This window comes from Alicyclobacillus shizuokensis NBRC 103103 (assembly GCF_001552255.1).
In the GTDB taxonomy this organism is placed as follows: domain Bacteria; phylum Bacillota; class Bacilli; order Alicyclobacillales; family Alicyclobacillaceae; genus Alicyclobacillus_G; species Alicyclobacillus_G shizuokensis.
Genome location: NZ_BCQV01000083.1, coordinates 1 through 4,868, shown reverse-complemented (window position 1 = coordinate 4,868; position 4,868 = coordinate 1). Strand labels below are relative to the sequence as shown.

Here is a 4,868-nt window from a genome sequence, read left to right as displayed (position 1 = left end):
CACGAGAGTGTTCCATTGAAGGAGCCAAGGACCGGAGGGAAGCGTTCGGGAAGGGGCGTGGAACTCTGGGAGGCGAACTTTCTTCAGTGAGAGTTTGATCCTGGCTCAGGACGAACGCTGGCGGCGTGCCTAATACATGCAAGTCGAGCGGGCCTTGGGGGGCTTGCCCCCTGAGGTCAGCGGCGGACGGGTGAGGAACACGTGGGTAATCTGCCCATCAGTCGGGAATAACACTCGGAAACGGGTGCTAAAGCCGGATAGGCATCCTGGGGGCATCCCTGGGATGGGAAAAGCGGTTTACGCTGCTGATGGAGGAGCCCGCGGCGCATTAGCTGGTTGGTGGGGTAAGGGCCCACCAAGGCGACGATGCGTAGCCGGCCTGAGAGGGTGAACGGCCACACTGGGACTGAGACACGGCCCAGACTCCTACGGGAGGCAGCAGTAGGGAATCTTCCGCAATGGGCGCAAGCCTGACGGAGCAACGCCGCGTGAGCGAAGAAGGCCTTCGGGTTGTAAAGCTCAGTCAATCGGGAAGAGCGACCTGGGGAGGGAATGCCCTGGGGGAGACGGTACCGATGGAGGAAGCCCCGGCAAACTACGTGCCAGCAGCCGCGGTAATACGTAGGGGGCGAGCGTTGTCCGGAATGACTGGGCGTAAAGGGTGCGTAGGCGGCCTGACACGTCTGGGGTGAAAGACCACGGCTCAACCGTGGGGGTGCCCTGGAAACGGTGAGGCTTGAGTGCTGGAGAGGCAAGGGGAATTCCACGTGTAGCGGTGAAATGCGTAGAGATGTGGAGGAATACCTGTGGCGAAGGCGCCTTGCTGGACAGTGACTGACGCTGAGGCACGAAAGCGTGGGGAGCGAACAGGATTAGATACCCTGGTAGTCCACGCCGTAAACGATGAGTGCTAGGTGTTGGGGGTGCGAGCCCTCAGTGCCGAAGGAAACCCAATAAGCACTCCGCCTGGGGAGTACGGTCGCAAGACTGAAACTCAAAGGAATTGACGGGGGCCCGCACAAGCAGTGGAGCATGTGGTTTAATTCGAAGCAACGCGAAGAACCTTACCAGGGCTTGACATCCCTCTGACGCGTGCAGAGATGTGCGTTCCCGTTTGGGCAGAGGAGACAGGTGGTGCATGGTTGTCGTCAGCTCGTGTCGTGAGATGTTGGGTTAAGTCCCGCAACGAGCGCAACCCTTGACCTGTGTTACCAGCGCGTGAAGGCGGGGACTCACAGGTGACTGCCGGCGCAAGCCGGAGGAAGGCGGGGATGACGTCAAATCATCATGCCCTTGATGTCCTGGGCGACACACGTGCTACAATGGGCGGTACAACGGGATGCGAAGCCGCGAGGTGGAGCGAATCCCTGAAAGCCGTTCGTAGTTCGGATTGCAGGCTGCAACCCGCCTGCATGAAGCCGGAATTGCTAGTAATCGCGGATCAGCATGCCGCGGTGAATCCGTTCCCGGGCCTTGTACACACCGCCCGTCACACCACGAGAGTGAGCAACACCCGAAGTCGGTGAGGCAACCGGAGACGGAGCCAGCCGCCGAAGGTGGGGCTTGCGATTGGGGTGAAGTCGTAACAAGGTAGCCGTATCGGAAGGTGCGGCTGGATCACCTCCTTTCTACGGAGAAGGCCCCTGTGGAGGACACAGGGGGAAGACTCTCTGGCGTGTTTAGTTTTGAGGGAACCTCCTCAAGCTGAGGCTTGGGAAGGGGAACTCTGGACTGACGGTCAAGACAGATGGGCCGTCAGGGTGTACCTTGACAGCGACATAGCGAAGACACTCCTGAAACCGAGAGAGGGAGCCTGTCGAGGAAGGAAGTCAGACGCGGCGAAGGGCAAGGAAGGGGAAGCCAAGGCGAAGCGAGCGTACAAGGGGTACGTGAGCGAGGCTTGGCGAAGCCTGACGCAGGCCTTGGCCGTGGAGTTTTCCTTCAGAGACAGGCCACCGAGAAGGGGAACCGCATCTGGTGAAGGTAGGAAGGGCGCACGGGGGATGCCTAGGCGCCAGGAGCCGACGAAGGACGGGGCGAACACCGAAATGCCACGGGGAGCTGTACGCGAGCTGAGATCCGTGGGTGTCCGAATGGGGGAACCCGCCCACCGTGATGGGTGGGCACCGCAAGCGGAATACATAGGCTTGCGGGGGCAACCGGGGGAACTGAAACATCTCAGTACCCCGAGGAGAAGAAAACAAACGTGATTCCGTGAGTAGTGGCGAGCGAAAGCGGAGGAGCCCAAACCGTTGTTGTGGGAGACCGTGCAGGGGATGCAACAGCGGGGTAGTGGGGCCATCGAGCCAAGGGCTGCACCTCTTGGGCAAAGTGAGAAACCGAATCGTCAGCCGAAGGGTCTGGGAAGGCCGGCCGGAGAGGGTGAGAGCCCCGTAGGCGAAGGGGATTCGGCTTTGCGAGATGGTACCCAAGTACCGCGGGGCACGAGGAATCCCGTGGGAATCGGGGAGGACCACCTCCTAAGGCTAAATACTCCCTGGCGACCGATAGCGGAGAGTACCGTGAGGGAAAGGTGAAAAGGACCGCGGGAGCGGAGTGAAAGAGAACCTGAAACCGTGTGCCTACAATCAGTCGGAGCACCGAATGGTGTGACGGCGTGCCTTTTGTAGAATGAACCGGCGAGTGATGTTCGCCAGCGAGGTTAAGGCGGGGGAGCCGGAGCCGAAGCGAAAGCGAGTCTGAGAAGGGCGAGGAGTTGGCGGACATGGACCCGAAACCGGGTGATCTACCCCTGGTCAGGGTGAAGTGCGGGTAACACCGCATGGAGGCCCGAACCCACCGGCGTTGAAAAGCCGGGGGATGAACTGGGGGTAGGGGAGAAATTCCAATCGAACTCGGAGATAGCTGGTTCTCCCCGAAATCGCTTGAGGGCGAGCGTCAGATGTTCAGGGACGGAGGTAGAGCACCGATTGAGTGCGGGGCCTGCGGAAGGTTACCAAGTTCAGTCGAACTCCGAATGCCGTTTCATGGAATCTGGCAGTGAGACTACGAGTGCTAAGATCCGTGGTCGAGAGGGGAACAGCCCAGACCCACAGCTAAGGTCCCGAAGTGCCAGTTGAGTGGGGAACGATGTGGCGGTGCACAGACAACCAGGATGTTGGCTTAGAAGCAGCCATCATTGAAAGAGTGCGTAATAGCTCACTGGTCGAGTGGCGCTGCGCGGAAAATGTAACGGGGCTAAACTGGCCACCGAAGCTTGGGATGCTGTGATCGGCAGCATGGTAGGGGAGCGTTGCGTGGGCGGCGAAGCGGTCCTGAGAGGGATGGTGGAGCGCACGCAAGAGAGAATGCCGGTATAAGTAGCGAAAAGAGGGGTGAGAATCCCCTCCGCCGAAAGCCCAAGGGTTCCTGGGGAAGGATCGTCCGCCCAGGGTAAGTCGGGACCTAAGGCGAGGCCGAGAGGCGTAGTCGAAGGAGAGCTGGTGGAGATTCCAGCACCACTCTGTTCTGTTTGAGCTAGTGGGGTGACGCAGGAGGCCCAGGGAAGCGGCCGGATGGAAGAGGCCGTCCAAGCAGTGAGCGGGGCGTGTAGGCAAATCCGCACGCTTTGAACCGTGAGCTGTGAAGGGGAGGGAAGAACAGTACCGAAGTCCTGGGGGTCACACTGCCAAGAAAAGCCTCTCGCGAGGGACAGAGTGCCCGTACCGGAAACCGACACAGGTGGGCGCGTGGAGGACACGAAGGCGCGCGGGAGAACTCTCGTTAAGGAACTCGGCAAAATGGCCCCGTAACTTCGGGAGAAGGGGCGCTCATGGAGACATGAGCCGCAGTGAAAAGGCCCAAGCGACTGTTTAGCAAAAACACAGGTCTCTGCGAAGCCGAAAGGCGAGGTATAGGGGCTGACGCCTGCCCGGTGCTGGAAGGTTAAGAGGAGGGCTGAGGACAGAAGTCCGAAGGTCTGAATTGAAGCCCCAGTAAACGGCGGCCGTAACTATAACGGTCCTAAGGTAGCGAAATTCCTTGTCAGGTAAGTTCTGACCCGCACGAAAGGCGTAACGACTTGGGCGCTGTCTCAACGAGAGACCCGGTGAAATTGTAGTACCTGTGAAGATGCAGGTTACCCGCGGCTAGACGGAAAGACCCCGTGGAGCTTGACTGCAGCTTGATATGGGAGATGGGCATGTCATGTACAGGATAGGTGGGAGGCAGAGAAGTATGGGCGCCAGCCTGTACGGAGCCGACGTTGGGATACCACCCTTGAGATGCCGGTCTTCTAACCTGGCACCCTGAAGCGGGTGTGGGGACAGTGTCAGGTGGGCAGTTTGACTGGGGCGGTCGCCTCCTAAAAGGTAACGGAGGCGCCCAAAGGTTCCCTCAGCGCGGATGGAAATCGCGCGGTGCGTGTAAAGGCAAAAGGGAGCTTGACTGCGAGACGGACGTGTCGAGCAGGGACGAAAGTCGGGCTTAGTGACCCGGCGGCACCGAGTGGAAGGGCCGTCGCTCAACGGATAAAAGCTACCCCGGGGATAACAGGCTGATCTCCCCCAAGAGTCCACATCGACGGGGAGGTTTGGCACCTCGATGTCGGCTCATCGCATCCTGGGGCTGAAGTGGGTCCCAAGGGTTGGGCTGTTCGCCCATTAAAGCGGTACGCGAGCTGGGTTCAGAACGTCGTGAGACAGTTCGGTCCCTATCTGCCGCGGGCGGAGGATACGTGAGAGGGGTCGTCCTTAGTACGAGAGGACCGGGACGAACCGACCGCTGGTGTACCAGTTGTCTCGCCAGGGGCACGGCTGGGTAGCCAAGTCGGGGAGGGATAAGCGCTGAAAGCATCTAAGCGCGAAGCCCGCCTCAAGATGACGTATCCCATCCCGGAAGGGAGTAAGACCCCTTGGAGAAGACGAGGT

General features: G+C 59.9%; 2 rRNA genes. Both read left to right on the top strand.

What is annotated here, in order from left to right:
* Nucleotides 1-82: 82 nt before the first annotated feature.
* Nucleotides 83-1,628, top strand: a 16S ribosomal RNA gene (locus ASH01S_RS17115).
* Nucleotides 1,629-1,976: 348 nt separating this feature from the next.
* A 23S ribosomal RNA gene (locus tag ASH01S_RS17110) occupies nt 1,977-4,868 on the top strand; the annotation flags it as partial.